We start from the raw sequence: 22,548 nt of genomic DNA, 5'->3' as shown, positions 1-22,548 counted from the left end.
CGACGTAGCCGGCCATGCCCTGGCCGTCGACCCTGCCGTACGGGGCGGCGAAGGCCACGTCGCCGTAGCCGTCGCCGTTGAAGTCGGCCCGGAAGGCGCGGTCGGCGCGGTCGGCGGCGGTCGCCGGGGACACGGACAGGGCGAGCAGGCCGCCGGTGAGGGCGGCGGCGGCCGTCGCGGCGGTGAGCCGGAGCCGGGTCGTGCGGCGGGGCGTCGGGGTCATGGGGGTCCTCCCGTTGGTCGGTGTGTGGGGACGGCGGTCAGCCACCGAGGGCCGTGCCGAAGCGCGGGCTGCCGGCGGTGGACACGCCTGCCGTGGCCGGGCCGAAGCTGATCGCGCCCGTGGTGGTGAGGCCGCTCGCCGCGCCGCGCAGGGACCAGACCGAGCCGTCGCCGGAGTTCTCGCCCGGCGCGGAGACCGACAGGTCGGCGCGGCCGTCGCCGGTGTGGTCGGTGAGGACGACGCGGGTGCCGAAGAGGTCGCCCTTCTCCGAACCGCCGGGCACGCCCGCGGTGTTCTGGGTGTAGGACTTGGAGCCGTCGGTGGTGAGACCGGAGGCCGTGCCGTACAGGACGGTGACGGCGCCGGCCCCGCCGTTCTCGCCCGCGGCGCCGACGGCGAGGTCGGCGTACCCGTCGCCGTTGACGTCGCCCAGGGCGACGCCGCTGCCGAAGCGGTCGCCGGCCTCCGACGCGCCGGGGACGCCGGCGGTGTTCTGGGTGAGGACGACCTCGGGGCGGTCCTTGTCGCGGCCGTCGGGGCCGCCGTAGACGATCGTGACCTGGCCGCCGAGCACGCCCAGGAAGTCGGCGGAGGGCTCCCGGTCGTTGCCGACGGCGATGTCCCCGTGGCCGTCGCCGTCGATGTCGCCGACGGCGGAGACGTAGCCCGGGGGCAGGTACGACGCCCAGTCGCCGGAGTTGCTGATCCGGCCGTCCAGCAGGTCGCTGAAGCTGCCGCCGCCGTTGCGGTGGCCGTGGGTGACGAGCGCGTCGAAGCCCTCGCCGGTGACGTCGCCGGAGGAGAGGTACGGGACGCCGTAGGAGCCGAGATAGGCGCCCATCCCCTGGGAGGTGCCGCCGTGCCACGGGCCGGAGCGGGTGATGGGGCCGGGGACGAAGGTGAGCATCGTCGAGCCGGTGGCGCCGACGGCGATGTCCGGGTGGCCGTCGGCGTCGAAGTCGCCCGCGGTGAGGGACAGGCCGTAGCGGTCGTGGCTGGAGTGGGCGAAGTTGTTCACCGTGCGGGCGCCGGACAGGCCGGAGGCGGAGCCCCAGACGATGGTCGCGACGCCGTCGTTGGTGTCGTTGCTGGTGTCCTCGCCGGGGGCGCCGACGATCAGGTCGGCGTAGCCGTCGCGGTCGAGGTCGGCGGAGGCCACGGAGGTGCCGAACGCGTCGTCGGCCTCGGCGCTGCCGGGGACGCCGGCGGTGTTCTGGGTGAGGAGGGTCCTGGTCGAGGTCCTGGGGCCGCCGGTGCCGCTGTAGACGACGGACACGGCGCCCGCCTTGGCCTTGCCGGCGACGGTGGCGCCGGGCGCGCCGATCGCCAGGTCGGCGCGGCCGTCCCCGTTGAAGTCGTACGGGGCGGCGGGCGCGGCGGCGTGCGCGGCGGGCGCGGTGAGGGCGAACGGGGTCAGGGTGGCCGCGACGAGTGCGGTCGCGGCGGTGCGCAGGCGCATGGGGAACCTCGTGGTGCTGTGCGGGGGGCGGGGACGTGTCACTGGGCGATGGCCCAGGCGAAGGAGGCGTTGCCCTTGAGGGAGACGTCCCGGGCGGAGAGGAACGTGGCGCCGGAGGTGGTCGGTCCGGAGGAGGCGCCGCGCAGGACGGTGACGGCGCCGTAGCCGTTCTCGTAGCCGGAGCCGACGACGAGGTCGGCCTTGCCGTTCTTGTCGAGGTCGGCCAGGCGGACCGTCTGGCCGAAGGCGTCGTCGGTCTCGTTGCTGCCGGGCACGCCCGCCGTGTTCTGCGAGTACTGCTTGGCGCCCTTGCCGGTCAGGCCGGAGGCCGAGCCGAACAGGACGGTCACCGTGCCGGTGTCCTTCTTCGTGCCCAGGTCCTCGCCGAAGGCGCCGACCGCGACGTCGGCGTAGCCGTCGCCGTTGACGTCGCCCGCGCTCAGCGCGGAGCCGAACAGGTCGCCGGCCTCGCCGCCGCCGGGGACGCCCGCCGTGTCCTGGTGGATCGCGGTGGGCGTCTGCGCCGGGTCGGGGCCGGTGGGGCCGCCGTACCAGACGGTGATCCGGCCGCCCTTGTGGCCGCCGGGCTTGGCGGCGCGGGGGTCCTCGTGCTCGCCGAGGACCAGGTCGCCGTAGCCGTCGCCGTTGACGTCGCCGACGGTGCCCTGGGCGCCGTCGGCCGCGGGCAGGCCGGTCTCCGCGTACTTGGTGCCGGTCCAGCGGTGGTAGCTGATCTCGCCGCCCGGGTCGCCGTCGACGAGGAAGGGGTAGACGCGTTCGGCCGCGCCGTCGCGGTTCAGGTCACCCGCGATCACCTCGTACGTGGAGCCGAGGGGGAGGCTGCTGTGGCCCGTCGGGGCGCCGGTGCGGGTGAAGGGGCCCCGGTACAGACGGGTGCGGTCCTGGCCGGTGACGGTCGCGTCCGCGTCGCCGTCGCCGTCGAAGTCGCCGACCGCCACTCCGGAGCCGTAGCCGCCCCACTCGGCGAGGGTCGACGGCTGGGGCAGGACGGCGCCGCCGGACAGGCCGGACTTGCCGCCCCACAGGACGGTGACCGAGCCGACGCCGTCGCGGTCGCCGATGGCCTCGTACTGGGCGCCGACGACGAGGTCCGCGTAGCCGTCGCCGTCGAGGTCGCCGGCGGCGAGGCTGTGGCCGAAGCGGTCGCCCTCCTCGGCGACGCCGGGGACGCCGCTGGAGTTCTGGCTGACGACCGTCCTGCGGGACGCCGAGACCCCGGAGAACGAGCCGTACAGCACGACGACGGCACCGGCGTCCGGGACGGAGCCCACGTCGGCGCTGAACGCGCCGACGGCGAGGTCGCGGTATCCGTCGCCGTTGAAGTCGCCGGCCAGGCCGGAGGGGGCGGCTGCGGCCGACGGGGCCGACACGGCGAGCAGGCCGCCGGTGAGGGCGGCGGCGGTGGCGGCGGCCAGGGCGAGGCGCGCGGGGCGCTGGTGCATGTGGGTTTCTCCTGCGGGTGCCGGACGCGGTCGGCGTGCCGGGGTGGTTCCGGGGGTGCTCGGGCCGGTGGCGCGACGCGGGGCGCGCGGCGGTGGTTCCGGTGGGGTGGAGCCGTGGTGCGCGGTGAACGCGGGGTGCGTGTACGGGCGTGGTGTCCGGACGTCGGGTGCGACCGGTCGCGGGGTGGCCCGTGCGCACGGCGGTCCGGTTGTCGATCATGGCCTGTGCCGGAGTGTAGGGGCCGGGTGTGCGAGGCGCGCGGGATTTTCGTGCGCCGCGGGCCGGGCCGACGCCGGTCGGTCCCGGCCCGCGGGCCGCTCACGGGCCCGGGGCGGCTCAGCCGTTGACGTGGAAGCCGAACAGCGGGTAGCCCGCCGAGGACAGGCCGGCCCGGGTCAGGCCGATGCCGCGTCCGGCGGTGTCGATCTTCGAGCCGTCGGACTCGAAGACGACGGCGTAGCCGTTGGAGGAGTTCTCCCACGGCACGCCGACGGTCAGGTCGGCCTTGCCGTCGCCGGTGACGTCGGAGAGGAGGACCTCGCCGCCGAAGCTGTCGCCCTTCTCGTTGTTGCCGGGGACGCCCGGGGCACCCTGGTCCAGGGCCTGGGTGCCGGTCCCGGAGAGGCCGCCGCTGAAGCCGTAGATCACGGAGACCATGCCGGCGTCCTCGACCCCGTCCAGGTCCTCGCCCGGCGAGCCGACGACGAGGTCGTCGTGGCCGTCGCCGTTGATGTCGCCGAGGGAGACCTCGTAGCCGAAGCCGTCGCCGGTCTCGTTGCTGCCGGGCACGCCGGCGGTGTTCTGGCTGATGGTCTCGGCGCCGCCGTCGGGGCCGTACGACGTTCCGTAGACGATCTCCACGGCCCCGCCCTTGGCGGCACCGGCGCTGTTCGCGCCGGCGTCCCACTGGTTGCCGATGACGATGTCGCCGTAGCCGTCGCCGTTCACGTCGCCGATGTCGGAGATGATGCCGGCGGGGAGCTTCCGGGCGCCCGAGGCGGTCGTGCCGGAGGAGGAGCCGGGCAGCCAGTAGTTGGCGTTGTACGAGTACTCGCCGTCGCTGTCGCCCTCGTAGCCGTCCACGACCAGGTCGGTGCGGCCGTCGGAGTCGATGTCGCCCGGGGTGAGGTTGTAGATGTCGATGCCCTTCACCTTGAGGACGGGCGCCGTGACGGCGTACCGGCCGCCGGTGGAGCCCGTCCTGGTGAAGCCGCCGCGGTAGATGTCGACCTTGTTGATGTCCGAGGCGATCGCGAGGTCGGCCCGGCCGTCGCCGTCGTAGTCGCCGGCCGCGACCACCTGGCCGAACCAGTCGTGGCTGGAGCGGGAGGGGTCGGAGACCGTGGTGCCGCCGGACAGTCCGCCGGAGCCGCCCCACAGGATGACCACGGTGCCGCCGTTGGTGTCCGAGCCGGCGTCCTCGCCCGGGGCGCCCACGGCCAGGTCGGCGTAGCCGTCGCCGTTGAAGTCGCCGGGTGCGGTGTGGGAGCCGAACTGGTCGTCCTTCTCGGCGGCGCCCGGGACGCCCGCGCTGTTCTGGGTGAGGGACTGGATCCTGCTCGCGCCGGCGCCGTCCGGGGAGCCGTAGAGGATGGTGACGGCGCCGGCGGCGTTCTTGCCGTCCACGGTGGCCAGGGGTGCGGTGACGGCGACATCCCGGTAGCCGTCGCCGTTGAAGTCGCCGTCGAGGCCCGGGGCGGCGGCCGCGGGCCCGGCCGGGACGACGAGCAGGCCGCCGGTGAGCGCGGCCGCGGTGGCGGTCGCCAGGGTGATGCCGATCTTCTTGTGCATGGGTCTCCTGCCGTGTGCGGGACGGCCGCCGGCTGCGGCGTCCCGTGCCGATGCGGTGGGTCACCCGTGTTCGTCCTGTATTGCTCCCGGGTTCACCGGATGATCACCGCACAGGAGACCCGCGAAGGGTCCGCAGGGTTGTACGTGGACATGACGAAGGGGCCGTCCGATCGGACGGCCCCTTCGCTCCGGTGACGTCGCGTCACTTCACCGGTTCGGGCTCCGGTGCGCTCTCGCTCTCCTCGTCGCCCGCCGGGTCGGCCGGGGTCTTGACGGACTCCAGCAGCAGCTGGGCGACGTCGACGACCTGGATGGACTCCTTGGCCTTGCCGTCGTTCTTCTTGCCGTTGACCGAGTCGGTCAGCATGACGAGGCAGAACGGGCAGGCGGTGGAGACGATGTCCGGGTTGAGGGAGAGGGCCTCGTCGACGCGCTCGTTGTTGATGCGCTTGCCGATCCGCTCCTCCATCCACATCCGGGCGCCGCCGGCGCCGCAGCAGAAGCCGCGCTCCTTGTGGCGGTGCATCTCCTCGTTGCGCAGGCCCGGGACCTTGCCGATGATCTCGCGCGGGGGCGTGTAGATCTTGTTGTGGCGGCCCAGGTAGCACGGGTCGTGGTAGGTGATGATGCCCTCGACCGGGGTGACCGGGATCAGCTTGCCCTCGTCCACCAGGTGCTGGAGCAGCTGGGTGTGGTGGATGACCTCGTAGTCGCCGCCGAGCTGCGGGTACTCGTTGCCGAGCGTGTTGAGGCAGTGCGGGCAGGTGGCGACGATCTTCTTCGCCGACCTGGGCTTCCGCGACTCCTCGGTGACCTTGCCGTCGTCGTCCATCTCCTCGCCGAAGGCGGCGTTGAGGGACATGACGTTCTCCATGCCGAGCTCCTGGAACAGGGGCTCGTTGCCGAGGCGGCGGGCGGAGTCACCGGTGCACTTCTCGTCGCCGCCCATGATCGCGAACTTGACGCCCGCGATGTGCAGCAGCTCGGCGAAGGCCTTGGTGGTCTTCTTGGCGCGGTCCTCCAGGGCGCCGGCGCAGCCGACCCAGTACAGGTACTCGACCTCGGACAGGTCCTCGATGTCCTTGCCGACGACCGGGACCTCGAAGTCGACCTCCTTGGTCCACTCCAGGCGCTGCTTCTTCGCCAGGCCCCAGGGGTTGCCCTTCTTCTCCAGGTTCTTGAGCATCGTGCCCGCCTCGGACGGGAACGCGGACTCGATCATGACCTGGTAGCGGCGCATGTCGACGATGTGGTCGACGTGCTCGATGTCGACCGGGCACTGCTCGACGCAGGCGCCGCAGGTGGTGCAGGACCACAGGACGTCCGGGTCGATGACGCCGTTCTCCTCCAGCGTGCCGACCAGCGGGCGCTCGGCCTCGGCGAGGGCGGACGCGGGGACGTCCTTCAGCTGCTCCTCGGACGCCTTCTCCTCGCCCTCCATGGTCTTGCCGCCGCCGGCCAGCAGGTAGGGGGCCTTGGCGTGCGCGTGGTCGCGCAGCGACATGATCAGCAGCTTCGGGGAGAGCGGCTTGCCGGTGTTCCAGGCGGGGCACTGCGACTGGCAGCGGCCGCACTCGGTGCAGGTGGAGAAGTCCAGCAGGCCCTTCCAGGAGAACTGCTCGACCTGGGAGACGCCGAAGACGTCGTCGTCGCCGGGGTCGGTGAAGTCGATCGGCTCGCCGCCCGAGGTCATCGGCTGGAGGGCGCCGAGGGCCGTGGAGCCGTCCGCGTTGCGCTTGAACCAGATGTTCGGGAAGGCCAGGAAGCGGTGCCAGGCCACACCCATGTTGGTGTTGAGCGAGACCACGATCATCCAGACGAAGGACGTCGAGATCTTGATCATCGCGAACAGGTAGACCAGGTTCTGCAGCGTGCCGACGCTCAGCCCCTTGAAGGCCAGGACCAGCGGGTACGAGGCGAAGTAGGACGCCTCGTAGTGGTCCACGTGGTGCAGCGCGCCCTCCAGGCCGCGCAGCACGTAGATGGCCAGACCGATGGTGAGGATGACGTACTCGACGAAGTACGCCTGGCCCGCCTTCGAGCCCGCGAACCGCGACTTGCGGCCCGGCCGCGAGGGCAGGCTCAGCAGCCGGATGACGATCAGCACGGCGATGCCCAGGACCGTCATCACGCCGATGAACTCGATGTACATCTCGAACGGCAGGAAGTCGCCGACGACGGGCAGCATCCAGTCGGCCTGGAAGAGCTGGCCGAAGGCCTGGGCGAGGGTCGGCGGCAGCGTCAGGAAGCCGACGGCCACGAACCAGTGGGCGATGCCGACGATGCCCCACCGGTTCATGCGCGTGTGGCCGAGGAACTCCTTCACCAGGGTCACACTGCGCTGGTAGGGGTTGTCGGTCCGGGTACCGGCCGGGACCGGCTGGCCCAGCTTGAAGTACCGGACGAACTGGCCGATCGCGCGTGCAAGCAGCGCAACGCCGACCACGGTCAGGACCAGCGACACGATGATCGCGGCGAGTTGCATGGGGGCTCCTCGGGCCTGCGAGGCGGTTCGTCGGGGGCTCCCGTACGGCTTCCCCGAGATTACTAAGCGGTAACTTATGCAGTCTGTTCGAGAGTACCCCCATCCTCAGTCGCACTGTAGCCGGGCGCGGGGTGATCTGAGTCGCTGAGGGTTGCCTGAGGTGGCGCCTCGGATCCGATCGTGTTATTCACGCCCAATCGGTACATACGCCCCTAACTTATATCCGTGCTCTACGGGATCACCGCCACCACCATCGCCCTGCTCCTCGTCGCCCTCCTCACGGAACTGCTCCGGTTCCCCGCCCTGCGCCTGGGCATCCTGGACCGCAGGCGCCGGCGGGCGGTGCCGCTGTCCGGGGGAGTGGCCGTCGTGCTGGTGACCGGCCTGGTCGCGGCCGTCGGGGACGCGGCCGGGACCGCGCCGCTCGGGACCGGCGTCGGGACGCTGCTGGCCGCCGGGGCCTGCGTCGGCGCGCTCGGGCTGGCCGCGGACGTGTGGCGGCTGCGGTGGTGGATCCCGCTCGCCGGTACGGCCGTGGCGGCGGCGCTGGTGGTGCCGTACGAGGAGACCGGGGTGCCGGGCGGGCTGCTCGCCGTGGGGTGGGTCGTGGGCCTCACCGCCGCCTTCCGGGGGCTCGACCACGCGGACGGGCTGGCCGGCACGGTGGGGGTGGTGACCGCGTTCGGGGTGGCGGCCTGCGCGGCGGCCGAGCTGATGGACGGGATCGCGGTGCTGCTGGGCGTGCTGGCCGCCGCGCTGGCCGGGTTCCTCGTCCACAACTGGCATCCCGCGCGGGCCGCCCTCGGCGCGTGCGGTTCGCTGTTCGCGGGGTTCGTGCTCGCCTCGGCGGCGGTGTTCGTGCGGGCCGGGCACGAGGCGGGGGCGAGTGCCGGGGTGGTGTTCGCGCTGACCGCCGTGGTGTGCGCCGACGCCGCGCTCGTGGTCCTCGCGCGGTGGCCGGCCCGGCGGCCCCTGGCGTGCGGCGGGCCGGACCACCTCGGGCACCGGCTGCGGCGGCTCGGGCTCGCCCCGCGCGCGGTGACCCTCCTGCTGGGCGTCGGGGCGCTGGGCGGGGTACTCGTCGGGGTGTGCGCGCACACCGGATGGGCGTCCGGGGGCGCGGTGCTGTGGGTGGCGGCGGTGGCCGCGGTGGCCGTCCTGGCGCTGGTGCGGGTTCCCGTCCCCCCTGTTTCCCCACCTCGTCAGCGATCTTCGACCGCGTCCGCGCAGGTCAGCGAGCGGTTGCGTGTAAGGAACGGATAAGAGTTGAGTCACGTCGACTCAGCTCTGTTGACCCTGCGCCGCGTGTCGGGCATGCTTGAGTCCGTTCCACTCAAGTCAGCTGGAGGAATCGAAATGGCACGTGCGGTCGGCATCGACCTGGGCACGACTAACTCCGTCGTCAGCGTTCTGGAGGGCGGCGAGCCCACCGTCATCACCAACGCCGAGGGTGCCAGGACCACGCCGTCCGTCGTCGCCTTCGCCAAGAACGGCGAGGTGCTGGTCGGTGAGGTGGCCAAGCGCCAGGCCGTGACCAACGTCGACAGGACCATCCGGTCGGTCAAGCGCCACATGGGCACCGACTGGAAGATCAACCTCGACGGCAAGGACTTCAACCCGCAGCAGATCAGCGCCTTCGTGCTGCAGAAGCTGAAGCGGGACGCCGAGGCCTACCTGGGCGAGAAGGTGACCGACGCGGTCATCACCGTCCCGGCGTACTTCAACGACGCCGAGCGCCAGGCGACCAAGGAGGCCGGCGAGATCGCCGGTCTGAACGTGCTGCGCATCGTCAACGAGCCGACGGCCGCCGCCCTGGCGTACGGCCTCGACAAGGACGACCAGACCATCCTCGTCTTCGACCTCGGTGGCGGCACCTTCGACGTCTCCCTGCTGGAGATCGGCGACGGTGTCGTCGAGGTGAAGGCCACCAACGGTGACAACCACCTCGGTGGTGACGACTGGGACCAGCGCGTCGTCGACTACCTGGTCAAGCAGTTCCAGTCGGGTCACGGCGTGGACCTGTCCAAGGACAAGATGGCGCTGCAGCGCCTGCGCGAGGCCGCCGAGAAGGCGAAGATCGAGCTGTCCTCGTCCACCGAGACCTCGATCAACCTCCCCTACATCACCGCCTCCGCCGAGGGCCCCCTGCACCTCGACGAGAAGCTCACCCGCGCCCAGTTCCAGCAGCTGACCGCGGACCTGCTGGAGCGCTGCAAGACGCCGTTCCACAACGTCATCAAGGACGCCGGCATCTCCGTCAACGAGATCGACCACGTCGTCCTCGTCGGCGGCTCCACCCGCATGCCCGCCGTCGCCGAGCTCGTCAAGGAGCTGACCGGCGGCAAGGAGGCCAACAAGGGCGTGAACCCGGACGAGGTCGTCGCCATCGGCGCCTCGCTCCAGGCCGGTGTCCTCAAGGGCGAGGTCAAGGACGTCCTGCTGCTGGACGTCACCCCGCTGTCCCTCGGCATCGAGACCAAGGGCGGCATCATGACCAAGCTGATCGAGCGCAACACCACGATCCCGACGAAGCGTTCGGAGATCTTCACCACGGCCGAGGACAACCAGCCGTCGGTGCAGATCCAGGTCTACCAGGGCGAGCGCGAGATCGCGGCCTACAACAAGAAGCTCGGCATGTTCGAGCTGACCGGTCTGCCCCCGGCGCCGCGCGGCGTCCCGCAGATCGAGGTCTCCTTCGACATCGACGCCAACGGCATCATGCACGTCACGGCGAAGGACCTCGGCACCGGCAAGGAGCAGAAGATGACCGTCACCGGCGGCTCCTCGCTCCCGAAGGAAGAGGTCGACCGCATGCGCGAGGAGGCCGAGCGCTACGCGGAGGAGGACCACAAGCGCCGCGAGGCCGCCGAGTCCCGCAACCAGGGCGAGCAGCTCGTCTACCAGACCGAGAAGTTCCTCGCGGACAACGCGGACAAGGTCCCCGGCGAGATCAAGACCGAGGTCGAGTCCGCCGTCGCCGAGCTGAAGGAGAAGCTCAAGGGCGAGGACACCGCCGAGATCCGCACCGCCACGGAGAAGGTCGCGGCCGTCTCCCAGAAGCTGGGCCAGGCCATGTACGCCGACGCCCAGGGCGCCCAGGCGGCCGGCGGCGCCTCCGCCGGTGCCGGTGAGACCAAGGCGGACGACGACGTCGTCGACGCCGAGATCGTCGACGAGGACCGCAAGGACGGTGCGGCGTGACGGAGGAGACCCCGGGCTTCGACGAGCAGCAGTCGCAGCAGCCCGACGTCCCCTCCGGCGCCCCTTCCGACGACGCCGAGCCGGCGGCCGCCTCCACCCCCTCCGCGGAGGAGGCGGCGGCCCCGGCCGGGGACACGGACCAGAACACGGCCCTGGTGGCCCAGCTGGACCAGGCACGCACGGCGCTGGGTGAGCGCACGGCGGACCTCCAGCGCCTCCAGGCCGAGTTCCAGAACTACCGACGCCGGGTCGAGCGCGACCGGGTCGCGGTCAAGGAGATCGCCGTCGCGAACCTCCTGACCGAGCTCCTGCCCGTGCTCGACGACATCGGCCGCGCGCGGGAACACGGCGAACTGGTCGGCGGGTTCAAGTCCGTCGCCGAGTCGCTGGAGACGACCGTGGCGAAGATGGGCCTGCAGCAGTTCGGCAAGGAGGGCGAGCCCTTCGACCCGACGATCCACGAGGCCCTGATGCACTCCTACGCCCCGGACGTCACCGAGACGACGTGCGTGGCGATCCTGCAGCCCGGGTACCGCATCGGCGAGCGCACCATCCGCCCCGCGCGGGTGGCCGTGGCCGAACCGCAGCCCGGCGCGCAGACGGTCAAGCCGGCCGAGGAGAGCACCGAGCCGGCGGAGTCGGCGGAGAACAAGGAGAACGGTGGCCCGGAGGAGGGCTGACGTTAACACTGACGCAGGGAAGGAGGGGCGTCGAGGATGAGCACCAAGGACTTCATCGAGAAGGACTACTACAAGGTCCTCGGCGTCCCCAAGGACGCCACCGAGGCCGAGATCAAGAAGGCGTACCGGAAGCTCGCCCGCGAGTACCACCCGGACGCCAACAAGGGCAACGCCAAGGCGGAGGAGCGGTTCAAGGAGATCTCCGAGGCGAACGACGTCCTCGGCGACCCCAAGAAGCGCAAGGAGTACGACGAGGCCCGCGCCCTCTTCGGCAACGGCGGCTTCCGCCCGGGGCCGGGCGCGGGCGGCGGCTCCTTCAACTTCGACCTGGGCGACCTGTTCGGCGGTCAGGCCGGGCCGGGCGCGGGCGGCGGCTTCGGCGGCGGCCTCGGTGACGTCTTCGGGGGCCTGTTCAACCGCGGCGGCGCGGGCACCACGCGTACCCAGCCCCGGCGCGGCCAGGACATCGAGTCCGAGGTCACCCTCAGCTTCACGGAGGCGATCGAGGGCGCGACCGTTCCGCTGAGGATGTCCTCGCAAGCGCCCTGCAAGGCCTGTTCGGGCACCGGCGACAAGAACGGCACACCGCGCGTGTGCCCGACCTGCGTCGGCACCGGCCAGGTGGCGCGGGGCTCCGGCGGGGGCTTCTCGCTCACCGACCCCTGCCCCGACTGCAAGGGCCGGGGTCTGATCGCGGAGGAGCCCTGCGACGTCTGCAAGGGCAGCGGCCGGGCCAAGTCCTCCAGGACCATGCAGGTGCGCATCCCCGCGGGCGTCAGCGACGGCCAGCGGATCCGGCTGCGCGGCAAGGGCGCGCCGGGCGAGCGCGGCGGCCCGGCGGGCGACCTGTACGTCGTCGTGCACGTCGGCACCCACCCGGTGTTCGGCCGCAAGGGCGACAACCTCACCGTCACCGTCCCGGTCACCTACCCCGAGGCGGCCCTCGGCGGCGAGGTCCGGGTCCCGACGCTCGGCGGCCCTCCGGTCACGCTGAAGCTGCCGCCGGGCACGCCCAACGGCCGCACCATGCGGGCGCGGGGCAAGGGCGCGGTCCGCAAGGACGGCACGCGCGGTGATCTGCTGGTCACCGTGGAGGTGAGTGTTCCCAAGGATCTGTCGGGGAAGGCTCGTGAGGCGCTGGAGGCGTATCGCGAGGCGACCGCGGGTGAGGATCCGCGGGCGGAGCTGTTCCAGGCCGCGAAGGGAGCTTGATTTCAGATGGACGGCCGTCGACGCAACCCGTATGAGCTGACCCAGGACACCCCGGTCTACGTCATTTCGGTGGCGGCCCAGCTCTCCGGCCTGCACCCGCAGACACTGCGCCAGTACGACCGTCTGGGGCTCGTGTCGCCGGACCGCACCGCCGGCCGGGGCCGCCGCTACTCGGCCCGCGACATCGAACTGCTCCGCCAGGTGCAGCAGTTGTCGCAGGACGAGGGCATCAACCTGGCCGGAATCAAGCGCATCATCGAACTGGAGAACCAGGTCGCCGCCCTCCAGGCCCGCGTGGCCGAACTGGAGGACGCCCTCGACGGCGCGGCGGCGGCGATGCGCCAGCGCGAGGCGGCGGTGCACGCCTCGTACCGCCGCGACCTGGTGCCGTACCAGGAGATGCAGCAGACCAGCGCGCTGGTGGTGTGGCGGCCGAAGCGGCAGCAGCAGTCGGACTGACGCGGAAGCGAAGTGCCGCGAGGGGCCCGGGAGTTCATCGAACCTTCCGGGCCCCTCGCCGTGTGCGCGCACACGTCCGTGTGGGGTGCATGCGGGCGGCTCCCGCGGATATCCGCCGGTCGTTCGCGGTTCCCTCACGAGTTCGGCGCACCGTGATGTGTCCATCTCGTTAAGTGGCTGGTCTTGACTGGAGTGGTGGCGGAAGCGTTGGCTTTTCAGTCACATGGGCCACAAAGTTGTGCCCACGTCCGGAACGCACCTGAAGTGAGCCCTCGCATGCGTCGTATCGCCATATCCGTGGCCGTCACCACGATGTCCGTCATGCTCGCCGGATGCGGCGTGCTCAACGCGACAGGGAGCAGCGACGACGCGAGCCCGACCAAGGGGAACGACATCACCGTCGGGCTGCTGCTCCCGGAGAAGGCCAACACCCGGTACGAGACGTTCGACTACCCCATCTTCAAGAAGAAGGTGGAGTCCCTCACCAACGACCGGGGCAAGGTCGAGTACGCCAACGCCGAGGCGGACGCCGGCAAGCAGGCGAGCCAGCTGCAGGAGATGATCGACCGCGAGGTCGACGTCATCGTGCTGGACGCGGTCGACGCGCACGCCATCGCGGACGGCGTGAAGAAGGCCAAGGACGCGGGTATCCCGGTCATCGCCTACGACCGGCTGGCCGAGGGCCCGATCGACGCGTACATCTCCTTCGACAACGAACTGGTCGGCGAGGTCCAGGGCCGTACCCTGCTGGAGGCCCTCGGGGACGACCTCAGCATCACCGACAAGATCGTGATGATGAACGGCTCGTCGACCGACCCGAACGCCAAGCAGTTCAAGGCGGGCGCGCTGTCCGAGCTCAAGGGCAAGGTGACGATCGCCCAGTCCTACGACACCAAGGACTGGAAGCCGGAGAACGCCCAGGCCAACATGACCGAGGCGATCAACACGATCGGCGCGGGCAACATCGCCGCGGTCTACTCCGCCAACGACGGCATGGCGGGCGGCATCGTCCAGGCGCTCAAGGCCGCCGGCGTCACCGAGATGCCGCCGATCACCGGCCAGGACGCGGAACTGGCGGCGGTGCAGCGGATCATCACCGGCGAGCAGTACATGAGCGTGTACAAGTCCTACCCGGAGGAGGCCGAGAGCGCCGCGGAGATGGCCGTGGCGAAGGTCCAGGGCCGGGACATCCAGTTCGACTCGCTGACCCGCGACCGGGTGGACAGCCCCACGGACAAGGACATCCCGGCGCAGCTCGTGCCCGTGGTCGCGCTGACGCAGGAGAACATCAAGGACACCGTCATCGCCGACGGGATCTACGAGGTGTCGGACATCTGCACCGCCAAGTACAGGGCGGCGTGCGCCGAGATCGGTCTGAAGTAGCCCCGGGGCGCCTCTCCCGCACCGCCGGTCCCCGGCCGGCGGTGCGCGCCGCGGCCGTCGGAATCCGGCCAGCCCCCGCCGGTTTGCCGCGCCATCACGACCCGGGGCGCGGAAATAGCCGGGCATACCGGTGGTTTCCGGTGGTCGCACCGTGAGGACCCGTGTTGCGGAGCCGGTTACCGGCCGCGCATAGTTGCGCTGCGGAAAGTGGCTGAACCGGGGGTGGGACGGGCGATGGCCGGGCACGGGACGGACGAGCATCCACACGGTGCTGACCGACTGTGCGAAGCCGGGGATCGCGTGTATTCCCGGGCCGTACGGCGCGGACGCGTGCCGCGCCGGGACGCGGAGCCGGTGCCCTGCCTGATGGAACTGGCCCTGCTGCACCCGGACCCCGACGACATGGACTGGCTGGTCCCGACCTCCCCGCAGGAGGTCATGACCCGGCTGCTGCGCGGGATGTACGACGAGGTCAGCGCGAGCCAGCGCCGGGTCGGCTCGGCCGTCGCCGCCTTCGAGTGGTACTCCGGTCTCGGCCGCCAGGTGCCCTCGGTCCCCTCGGCGGCGGAGGGCCCGGCGATCCGGGTGCTGGACGGGCTGGCGCGGATCCAGGCGGCGATGGACGAGGCGACGCGGGCCTGCACCACCGAGGTGCTCACCGTCCAGCCCGGCGGCATCCGGCGCGAGGCGGAGCTGTCGGAGGGACTGCACCGGGCGACGGAGCTGCGCGGCCGCGGGGTGCGGATGCGGGACCTGTACACGCACGTGGCCCGGCACGGGCAGGGGCTGCTCACCTACCTGGAGCTGATGGGCGACGCGGTGGAGGCGCGCACCCTGGACGAGGTGATCGAGCGGCTGATCCTGTTCGACCGCACGGTCGCCTTCATCCCCGCCAACGCCGAGCGCACGATGGCGCTGGAGCTGCGGCACCCGGCGCTGGTGGAGTACCTGGGCACGGTCTTCGAGCGCCTGTGGCGGCTCGCCATCCCGCTGACCGCCCCGCTGCCCGACACCGGCATCGAGGGCATCTCGCACCGGGAGCAGTCCATCGCCGCGCTGCTGGCCGAGGGCCACCAGGACGCGGTGATCGCGGAACGGCTGGGGATCAGCGTCCGCACCTGCCGCGCGCACATCGCCCGCCTGTCGGAGACGCTGGGCGCGGCCAGCCGTACCCAGCTGGGCGTCCGCATCGCCCAGGCCGGCCTGGACGGCGCGCACCGCCCGGCGGCCCCGGTCACTCTGCCGGGTCGAGGATCCCCGACTGCGCGATGAGGTACCCCAGCTGGGCGCGGCTGCCGCTTCCCAGGGCGGAGGCGAGCTTGGCTATGTGGGCGCGGCAGGTGCGGACGTTCATGCCCAGGCGGCGGGCGATGGCCTCGTCGACGTGGCCCTCCACGAGGAGTTTGGCGATGGAGTGCTGGATGTCGGTGAGACCGTCCAGGGCCGGTTCGTACGGGGTGCCCGCGTTCAGGGGAACGGCGCGGGTCCACATGAACTCGAAGACCTTGATCAGATAGCGGACGAGACCCGGGTGACGCAGTTCCAGGGCGACCTGCCGGTCGTCGCGGGTGGGGATGAAGGCCACGGTCTCGTCGCAGATGATGAGCCGCTCGACGAGCTCGTCGATGGTGCGGTACTCCACTTTGCCGGTGTTGAACCGGGCCACGTACGCCAGTGTCTCGGGGCTGTGGCGTGCGGTGTGCTGGTAGAGAGTGCGGATGCGCACCCCCCTCTCGGTCAGTTGCTGGTCGCGCTCCAGCGCCTGGGCGAGGGTGTGTTCCAGCCGACGGCCGCCCGGCTGGACCGTGAGCATCTCGGACCGGCACTGCGAGGTGGCCAGATCGAGGGCGGCGTTGATCCGGTCGAACCCCTCCAGCACCGTGAGCGAGTGGGTGGTCGCCGTCGCCTGGGCGCTGAGGGCCATGAACGGCTCGAAGGCGTCGGTCAGCTCGATCGACATCCGCCTGCGCTCGGTGATCTCCCGTTCCAGGGGGTTGAGCCGCTGGGCCAGGGCCACTGCCGGGGGGACCGGGCGCAGCCAGGTGGGGTCGTCCGGATCGGGGTGCAGCAGGGCGAGTTCCATCAGGCAGGGGGCGGGTTCCACATCCGCGCGGGCGATGCGACCCGCGCGCAGGGCATCGCCGTAAAGGCGGCTTCCGACCTCGCACAGTTCGGTCACCGCATGGGGATGTGTCTCGTTTGCCCGATTTGTTGTCAAATCTCCACCCCCCAGGGTCCTGAACATGCAGGAACATGATGCACCGATTGTGTGGCCATGATGTGTCCGAATGAGCCATCGTCTTATCGGACGGGGGAAGAGGGGACCTTCAAGTGAGGACGAAGCCGACTATGCGCAAGAGAACGCTTCGCTCGGTGCTTGTCGCCGCCTTCTCCGTCGTCGCGGCCTTCGGAGTGCTGAGTGGCCTGGCCGGCGCGGAGGGCGACGCTCGGGCGGACAGTAGTTGGGGACCGGTGGCGGGCACCAAGTCCGTGATCGCGGACAGTAGCTGGGGTGTGCCCGCTCCCGTTGCGGCGGACGACAGCAGTTGGGGCTGAGCGATGACCACACCTCCCGACGATCGATCCTTCCGCCGCGAGATGGCCACCGCCTACCGGTCCGGATGGCACTTCATCGACCTGGTGACCGCCATCCCCCACAACGGGGACTCGCTGATGGTGACCGTGTTCGGTGAGCCGGTCGTCGTCACGCGGGACGAGGACGGGGACGTACGGGCGTTCCGGTGCCTGCGCCGGCCCAGGGGGGCGCCGCAGCCCGTGCGGTGTGCCATCCGATACGGAATGATCTTTGTGAACCTGGACCAGCGGGACCATCGGCAGGTGGCGTCCGAGTCCCCTGCCCCCCGGACCATCTCAGCCACCCCCCGCAGTGCCTGACGCGATTCCCCCGTCGTAACAGATCGCGCAGGTGCTTCCCCCCGCAGCGGCGTCACCGTGACCTGAACACGGTGACGCCGCTGTAGTTTTCCGGGACATTTCCGGGTATCGGACCGACCGTGTGATGGCCGGTAATGATCGTTCACCGGTGCGAGTCCCCGCCCGCCCTCCCCCTCCTCGTTCGCCCCTCGCCCCCTCGCGCGGTGAGTGCGGCCCCGGCGGCCGTCCGGGTCGTTCCCGGGCCGACTCCGGGACGTCGGCGCCCCGGCGTCGTATGCCACCCCGGCGGGTACCGGATGCGGAGTGCCGCCCGGACGGAGGCCGGCCGGCGTGCGGAGGCGTCCCTCGCGCCGGAAGCCGGACACGGCGTGCCCGGATCCACGGGCCGCGTGGTGGCCGTGCCGCGAAGTGACGGCCGTGCCCGAACTCATCCGCTCCGGCCCTCCCGTTCACCACCTTGAGTGGAATAGACTCAAGTTTGTGTACGTTGACCGAGTCAGCCACGAAGGACGCTGAAGGGTCATCGCAAGGAGGAGAACGGACACGTGGACGCCGAGCTGACCAACCGGAGCCGGGACGCGATCAACGCCGCCGGCAACCGGGCCGTGACCGACGGGCACCCCGACCTCACCCCCGCCCACCTGCTGCTGGCCCTGCTCCAGGGACAGGACAACGAGAACATCACGGACCTGCTCGCCGCGGTCGACGCCGACCAGGCGGCCGTGCGCTCCGGGGCCGAGCGCGTCCTCGCCGGGCTGCCGAGCGTGACCGGGTCCACCGTCGCACCGCCCCAGCCCAACCGCGAACTGCTCGCCGTCATCGCGGACGCCCAGTCCCGCGCCCGCGACCTCGGCGACGAGTACCTCTCCACCGAACACCTCCTCATCGGCATCGCCGCCAAGGGCGGGGCGGCCGGTGAGGTGCTGGCGCGGCAGGGCGCGACCGCGAAGAAGCTGCAGGAGGCCTTCCAGAGGACGAGGGGAGCGCGCCGGGTGACCACCGCCGACCCCGAGGGCCAGTACAAGGCCCTGGAGAAGTTCGGCACCGACTTCACCGCCGCCGCCCGCGAGGGCAGGCTCGACCCCGTCATCGGACGGGACCAGGAGATCCGGCGGGTCGTGCAGGTGCTGAGCCGCCGCACCAAGAACAACCCGGTCCTCATCGGTGAGCCCGGCGTCGGCAAGACCGCCGTCGTCGAGGGGCTCGCCCAGCGGATCGTCAAGGGCGACGTGCCCGAGTCGCTGAAGGACAAGCGGCTCGTCGCGCTCGACCTGGGCGCGATGGTCGCCGGGGCCAAGTACCGCGGCGAGTTCGAGGAGCGGCTGAAGACCGTCCTCGCCGAGATCAAGGACTCCGACGGGCAGATCATCACCTTCATCGACGAGCTGCACACGGTCGTCGGCGCGGGCGCCGGCGGCGACTCCGCCATGGACGCCGGCAACATGCTCAAGCCGATGCTCGCCCGCGGCGAGCTGCGCATGGTCGGCGCCACCACCCTGGACGAGTACCGCGAGCGGATCGAGAAGGACCCGGCGCTGGAGCGGCGCTTCCAGCAGGTGCTGGTCGCCGAGCCGTCCGTCGAGGACTCCATCGCCATCCTGCGCGGACTCAAGGGCCGCTACGAGGCCCACCACAAGGTCCAGATCGCCGACAGCGCCCTGGTCGCCGCCGCCACCCTCTCCGACCGGTACATCACCTCCCGCTTCCTGCCCGACAAGGCCATCGACCTGGTCGACGAGGCCGCCTCCCGGCTGCGCATGGAGATCGACTCCTCGCCCGTCGAGATCGACGAACTCCAGCGCGCCGTCGACCGGCTGAAGATGGAGGAGCTGGCGCTGAGCAAGGAGACCGACGCGGCCTCCCGCGAGCGCCTGGAGAAGCTGCGCCGCGACCTCGCCGACAAGGAGGAGGAACTGCGCGGCCTGAACGCCCGCTGGGAGAAGGAGAAGCAGTCCCTCAACCGGGTCGGTGAGCTCAAGGAGAGGCTCGACGACCTGCGCGGCCAGGCCGAGCGCGCCCAGCGCGACGGCGACTTCGACACCGCCTCCAAGCTCCTCTACGGCGAGATCCCGGCCCTGGAACGCGACCTGGAGGCCGCCTCCGAGGCCGAGGAGGAGGTCGCCAAGGACACCATGGTCAAGGAGGAGGTCGGCCCCGACGACATCGCGGACGTCGTCGCCTCCTGGACCGGCATCCCCGCCGGCCGCCTGCTGGAGGGCGAGACGCAGAAGCTGCTGCGCATGGAGGACGAGATCGGCAAGCGGCTGATCGGCCAGAGCGAGGCCGTGCGGGCCGTGAGCGACGCCGTACGGCGCTCGCGGGCCGGCATCGCCGACCCCGACCGCCCGACCGGCTCCTTCCTCTTCCTCGGCCCGACCGGCGTCGGCAAGACCGAACTCGCCAAGGCGCTCGCCGACTTCCTCTTCGACGACGAGCGGGCCATGGTCCGCATCGACATGTCGGAGTACAGCGAGAAGCACAGCGTGGCCCGCCTGGTCGGCGCCCCGCCCGGCTACGTCGGCTACGAGGAGGGCGGCCAGCTCACCGAGGCGGTGCGGCGGCGCCCGTACAGCGTGGTGCTCCTGGACGAGGTGGAGAAGGCCCACCCCGAGGTCTTCGACATCCTGCTCCAGGTGCTGGACGACGGCCGGCTCACCGACGGCCAGGGCCGCACGGTCGACTTCCGCAACACCATCCTGGTGCTGACCTCCAACCTGGGCAGCCAGTTCCTGGTCGACCCGATCACCAGCGAGGCGGAGAAGAAGGAGCAGGTGCTGGAGGTGGTCCGGGCCTCCTTCAAGCCCGAGTTCCTCAACCGCCTCGACGACCTGGTGGTCTTCTCCGCGCTGACCAGGCCCGAGCTGGAGCGCATCGCGAAGCTCCAGATCGACAGCCTGGCCAAGCGGCTCGCCGAGCGCCGGCTCACCCTGGAGATCACCGACGAGGCCCTGGCCTGGCTGGCGGAGGAGGGCCTGGACCCGGCCTACGGCGCCCGCCCGCTGCGCCGCCTGGTCCAGACCGCCATCGGCGACCGGCTCGCCAAGGAGATCCTCTCCGGAGAGGTCAAGGACGGCGACACGGTCCGCGTGGACCGCTTCGACGGGGGCCTGCTGGTGGGACCGGCGACCACCGCGTCACTCTGAGTCACGGAGCCGTTCCCGGGCCCGGCGTCCCCCGCGGACGTTGGGCCCGCCCTTCGCCGGGTACCCGGAGATTGACCGGATCGTGTCAGCCCAGGGCTGACAGGCCCGTCGGGGCTTGCCACCCCCCTCCCCGCATGGGGGAGGATGGCGGGATCCGTACGAAGGGAAAATCACGGTGAGCATCGACCCGTCCTCGATTCCGAATTTCGGGGGCCAGCCCGAGCCGCAGCCCCAAGGACCGGCGGGCCCCGTCGTCCCGGATCAGGACCTTGTGAAGCAGCTCCTCGACCAGATGGAGCTCAAGTACGTCGTCGACGACGAGGGTGACCTCGCGGCGCCGTGGGAGCAGTTCCGCACCTACTTCATGTTCCGCGGGGAGGGTGACCAGCAGATCTTCTCCGTGCGGACGTTCTACGACCGGCCGCACCAGATCGACGAGAAGCCGCAGCTGCTCGAGTCCGTCGACGACTGGAACCGGCGCACCCTGTGGCCCAAGGTCTACACCCACACCCATGACGACGGCACCGTCCGTCTCATCGGTGAGGCCCAGATGCTGATCGGCATGGGCGTCAGCCTGGAGCACTTCGTCTCGTCGACGGTCAGCTGGGTGCGGGCCGCCATCGAGTTCGACAAGTGGCTCGTCGAGCAGCTCGGCCTGGAGCAGGAGATCAACGAGGCGGACAAGCCCGACGACGAGTAGGCCGTCGCCGAGCGCGGCGGGCGGCGGATACGCGCCGCCCGCGGGGAGAGCCCGGCCCGGACACCGGCCACGACGGCCGGCCGCCGGGGCCGGGCTCCTCGTGCTCGACGGCCCGGTGTCCCTCGGCTCGTCCTCAGCGGCCCCCCGCACCCTTCGCGTCCCCCATGCCCTTCAGCCGCCGTGCCGCCTCCCGCAGCACCGGCCGCTGCTTGCAGAACGCGAACCGCACGAAGGGGGCGCCCGCCTCCCGGTGGTCGTAGAAGACCGCCGTGGGGATGGCGACGACGCCCGCGCGTTCCGGCAGGGCGCGGCAGAAGGCGATGCCGTCGCTCTCGCCCAGGGGCCGGATGTCGGCGGTGACGAAGTACGTGCCGGAGGGCCGGTAGACCGAGAAGCCCGCCTCCTCCAGCCCCGCCACCAGGACGTCCCGCTTGGCCCGCAGGTCGTCCCGGAACCCGGTGAAGTACGACTCGGGCAGCGCGAGCGCCTCGGCGACCGCGTACTGGAAGGGGCCCGCGGAGACGTACGTCAGGTACTGCTTGGCCGAGCGGACCGCCGTCACCAGCTCCGGTGAGGCCGTCACCCAGCCGACCTTCCAGCCGGTGAACGAGAACGTCTTGCCGGCGCTCGAGATCGTCACCGTCCGCTCCCGCATCCCCGGGAAGGTCGCCAGCGGCACGTGCTCGGCGCCGTCGAAGACCAGGTGCTCGTACACCTCGTCGGTGACCACCAGCAGATCGCGCTCCACGGCCAGCTCGGCGATCGCCGTCAGCTCCTCGCGGGTGAGGACGGTGCCGGTCGGGTTGTGCGGGGTGTTGATCAGCAGCAGGCGGGTGCGGTCGGTGACGGCGTCGCGCAGTTCGTCCAGGTCGAGCCGGAAGCGGCCGCCCTGCGGGCGCAGGGTGACCGGGACGCGCCGGCCGCCCGCCATGGCGACGCAGGCCGCGTAGGAGTCGTAGTACGGCTCGAGGGCGACCACCTCGTCGCCGGGCTCCACCAGGGCGAGCAGGGCGGCGGCGATCGCCTCGGTGGCGCCGGCGGTGACCAGGACCTCCGTGTCGGGGTCGAGGGACAGGCCGTAACGGCGCTGCTGGTGCGCGGCGACGGCGGCGCGCAGCTCGGGGACGCCCGGGCCCGGCGGGTACTGGTTGCCGCGGCCGTCCCGCAGCGCCCGCACGGCCGCCTCCCTGACCTCCTCGGGGCCGTCGGTGTCGGGGAAGCCCTGGCCCAGGTTGATGGACCCCGTCCGCAGGGCCAGGGCGGACATCTCGGCGAAGATCGTCGTCCCGAACGCGGCGAGCCGGCGGTTCAGGAGGGGGCGCGGGCTGGAGGTCATGCCGGCCATCCTGCGCCGAAGCTCTGGACTTCCTCAACTCTGCTTTGGGCCGCGCGGGCGGTGGGCATCTCCCGGTCACACGCGTGAGCGAGGCACCCACGGGGGGCTGCTTCGGGG

16 protein-coding genes and 1 pseudogene are annotated in these 22,548 nt (G+C 71.4%); 10 read left to right on the top strand and 7 right to left on the bottom strand.

From position 1 onward, the window contains the following. The 5 genes and pseudogenes from RIM90_RS04885 to RIM90_RS04865 all read right to left on the bottom strand — a co-directional run. Positions 1–223, bottom strand: a pseudogene (locus tag RIM90_RS04885) (hypothetical protein); the annotation flags it as partial. 37 nt (positions 224–260) lie between these two features. After that, positions 261–1,682: an FG-GAP repeat protein gene (locus tag RIM90_RS04880; RefSeq protein ID WP_309059291.1), complete on the bottom strand. Its 1,422-nt coding sequence runs from the start codon at positions 1,680–1,682 to the stop codon at positions 261–263. Between the two features lie 38 nt (positions 1,683–1,720). After that, the gene (locus tag RIM90_RS04875) at positions 1,721–3,145 is read right to left on the bottom strand and encodes an FG-GAP-like repeat-containing protein (RefSeq protein ID WP_309059290.1); all 1,425 of its coding nucleotides are present in this window, start codon (positions 3,143–3,145) and stop codon (positions 1,721–1,723) included. Positions 3,146–3,482: 337 nt separating this feature from the next. Continuing rightward, positions 3,483–4,937, bottom strand: coding sequence for an FG-GAP-like repeat-containing protein (locus RIM90_RS04870; protein ID WP_309059289.1), 1,455 nt, complete (start codon positions 4,935–4,937; stop codon positions 3,483–3,485). A 202-nt stretch (positions 4,938–5,139) separates the two neighbouring features. After that, positions 5,140–7,422 (bottom strand): heterodisulfide reductase-related iron-sulfur binding cluster, encoded by a 2,283-nt coding sequence (locus RIM90_RS04865; RefSeq protein ID WP_309059288.1) that lies wholly within the window; start codon positions 7,420–7,422, stop codon positions 5,140–5,142. A gap of 225 nt (positions 7,423–7,647) precedes the next feature. Here RIM90_RS04865 and RIM90_RS04860 point away from each other — a divergent pair, with 225 nt between their 5' ends. The 7 genes from RIM90_RS04860 to RIM90_RS04830 all read left to right on the top strand — a co-directional run bounded on the left by RIM90_RS04860 (position 7,648) and on the right by RIM90_RS04830 (position 15,629). Then, positions 7,648–8,685, top strand: coding sequence for an MraY family glycosyltransferase (locus RIM90_RS04860; RefSeq protein ID WP_309059287.1), 1,038 nt, complete (start codon positions 7,648–7,650; stop codon positions 8,683–8,685). A gap of 93 nt (positions 8,686–8,778) precedes the next feature. Further along, positions 8,779–10,623 carry a molecular chaperone DnaK gene (dnaK, locus tag RIM90_RS04855; RefSeq protein ID WP_309059286.1) on the top strand — a complete coding sequence of 615 codons (1,845 nt, stop codon included), beginning with the start codon at positions 8,779–8,781 and terminating at the stop codon, positions 10,621–10,623. Continuing rightward, positions 10,620–11,303, top strand: a complete 684-nt coding sequence (gene grpE / locus RIM90_RS04850; protein WP_309059285.1) for a nucleotide exchange factor GrpE — start codon at positions 10,620–10,622, stop codon at positions 11,301–11,303. Before dnaK ends, grpE begins: the two co-directional genes overlap by 4 nt. A 36-nt stretch (positions 11,304–11,339) precedes the next feature. Beyond that, a complete protein-coding gene (gene dnaJ, locus RIM90_RS04845) occupies positions 11,340–12,515 on the top strand; it encodes a molecular chaperone DnaJ (RefSeq protein ID WP_309059284.1) in 1,176 nt (391 codons plus the stop codon). 6 nt (positions 12,516–12,521) lie between these two features. Next, the gene (locus RIM90_RS04840; protein WP_309059283.1) at positions 12,522–12,974 is read left to right on the top strand and encodes a heat shock protein transcriptional repressor HspR; all 453 of its coding nucleotides are present in this window, start codon (positions 12,522–12,524) and stop codon (positions 12,972–12,974) included. Positions 12,975–13,250: 276 nt separating this feature from the next. Then, a complete protein-coding gene (locus RIM90_RS04835; RefSeq protein WP_309059282.1) occupies positions 13,251–14,357 on the top strand; it encodes a substrate-binding domain-containing protein in 1,107 nt (368 codons plus the stop codon). 234 nt (positions 14,358–14,591) lie between these two features. After that, positions 14,592–15,629: a LuxR C-terminal-related transcriptional regulator gene (locus tag RIM90_RS04830; RefSeq protein WP_309059294.1), complete on the top strand. Its 1,038-nt coding sequence runs from the start codon at positions 14,592–14,594 to the stop codon at positions 15,627–15,629. On the opposite strand, the gene RIM90_RS04825 is transcribed toward RIM90_RS04830, so the two are convergent. Next, positions 15,592–16,602: a helix-turn-helix transcriptional regulator gene (locus RIM90_RS04825; RefSeq protein WP_309059281.1), complete on the bottom strand. Its 1,011-nt coding sequence runs from the start codon at positions 16,600–16,602 to the stop codon at positions 15,592–15,594. The two genes, RIM90_RS04830 and RIM90_RS04825, sit on opposite strands and share 38 nt — an antisense overlap. 314 nt (positions 16,603–16,916) lie before the next feature. Between RIM90_RS04825 and RIM90_RS04820 the strand changes: the two genes are divergently transcribed. The 3 genes from RIM90_RS04820 (at position 16,917) to RIM90_RS04810 (ending at position 21,095) form a co-directional block, all read left to right on the top strand. Then, positions 16,917–17,252 (top strand): hypothetical protein, encoded by a 336-nt coding sequence (locus RIM90_RS04820; RefSeq protein ID WP_309059280.1) that lies wholly within the window; start codon positions 16,917–16,919, stop codon positions 17,250–17,252. 545 nt (positions 17,253–17,797) lie between these two features. Next, a complete protein-coding gene (clpB, locus tag RIM90_RS04815; protein ID WP_309059279.1) occupies positions 17,798–20,395 on the top strand; it encodes an ATP-dependent chaperone ClpB in 2,598 nt (865 codons plus the stop codon). 175 nt (positions 20,396–20,570) lie between these two features. Then, on the top strand, positions 20,571–21,095 hold the full coding sequence (locus tag RIM90_RS04810; protein WP_309059278.1) for a YbjN domain-containing protein: 525 nt from the start codon (positions 20,571–20,573) through the stop codon (positions 21,093–21,095). A gap of 133 nt (positions 21,096–21,228) precedes the next feature. Here the strand turns inward: RIM90_RS04810 and RIM90_RS04805 are convergent, their stop codons facing one another. Further along, positions 21,229–22,440 (bottom strand): pyridoxal phosphate-dependent aminotransferase, encoded by a 1,212-nt coding sequence (locus tag RIM90_RS04805; protein ID WP_309059277.1) that lies wholly within the window; start codon positions 22,438–22,440, stop codon positions 21,229–21,231. Between the last annotated feature and the right edge of the window lie 108 nt (positions 22,441–22,548).

The sequence above is a fragment of the Streptomyces sp. genome, from assembly GCF_031181555.1.
GTDB lineage: Bacteria > Actinomycetota > Actinomycetes > Streptomycetales > Streptomycetaceae > Streptomyces > Streptomyces fimbriatus.
Note: the sequence above shows the minus strand (reverse complement) of the source record. Positions and strands in the feature narration are given on the sequence as shown.